Genomic DNA, 1307 nt, shown 5'->3' on the forward strand with positions numbered 1-1307 from the left:
GCGAATTCGCGAAACAGCGAACCGGTGAGACCGCCAAGAAAGCCGATCGGTGCGTACACGGCCGCTAGCGTGATGGTCATCGAGATGACGGGGCCGACGATTTCGCGCGCGCCTTGCAGCGACGCCTGTACCGGCGTCTTGCCCTCCTCCAGATGGCGGTGGATGTTCTCCACCACGACAATGGCGTCGTCGACCACGAGGCCGATCGCGAGCACCATCGCGAGCAGGGTCAGGAGGTTGAAGCTGAAGCCCAGCGCCAGCATCAGGGTGCAGACGCCGATCATCGACAGCGGGATGGTGACGACAGGAATGATGACCGAGCGGAGCGAGGCGAGGAACAGGAAGATCACCACGATCACGATGATCACGGCTTCGCCCAGCGTCTTCTCCACCTCGTCGATCGAGGATTGGATGAACTTGGTCGAGTCGTAGGCGACCTTCATCTTCATCGAGGGCGGCAGATTGCGTTCGAGCTCGGGGAACAGCGCGCGCACGCCCTTGACCAGCGTCAGCGGGTTGCCCTGCGGCGTTGCCTGCACGCCGATGAAGATCGCATGCTCGCCGTTGAAGGCAACGCTCGCGTCCGTGCTTTGGGCCGCAAGCTCGACGGTGGCGATGTCCTCCATCCGCACGAAACCGCCGTCCTTGGCCTTGACGATCATCTTCTTGAACTGGTTGACGTCGGTCAGGCCCGTATTGGTCGAGACGTTCGAGACGATGAGATAGCCCTTGGTCTGGCCCGCCGCGGACTGGAAGTTGTTGGCCTGGATCGCCGCCGCAACGTCCGCCGGCGACACGTTGCGGCCGGCCATCTTCACGGGATCAAGCCACAGCCGCATCGCAAAGGTCTGGCCGCCCAAAATGTCGGCCGAGGCCACGCCATCGACCGTCGACAGCACCGGCTGCACCACGCGCGTCAGATAATCCGAGATCGCCGAGCCTGATAGCTCCTCGGACGAGAAGCCGAGATACATCACGGCCGTGGTTTGACCCGTGGTCTTGGTGACGATCGGGTCGTTGGATTCCTTCGGGATCAGATATTTGACCGAGTTCGTCTTGGCCAGCACTTCGGTGAGCGCCTGGTTCGGATCGAAGTTCAGCTTGATGTAGACCTGGATCGTCGAGGTGCCGAGGACCGAGGACGAGGTGATGTAGTCGACGCCCTCGGCGGAAGCGACCGCCTGTTCGATCGGCGTCGTGATGAAGCCCTGGATCAGGTCCGCGGATGCGCCGGGATACACGGTCGTGATGTTGATGACGGTGTTCGACAGCTTCGGATACTGCCGGATCGGCAGCACCATCGCCGC

At 62.4% G+C, this 1307-nt stretch carries 1 protein-coding gene; it reads right to left on the reverse strand.

Translation table 11 applies throughout. The features are described from left to right. Positions 1 to 1307 (reverse strand): efflux RND transporter permease subunit (locus IVA91_RS11240; RefSeq protein WP_247458765.1); only part of this gene is annotated, 1307 nt, incomplete at both ends.

Origin of the sequence: Bradyrhizobium sp. 153, from assembly GCF_023073835.1 — a bacterium.
Taxonomy (GTDB): Bacteria; Pseudomonadota; Alphaproteobacteria; order Rhizobiales; family Xanthobacteraceae; genus Bradyrhizobium.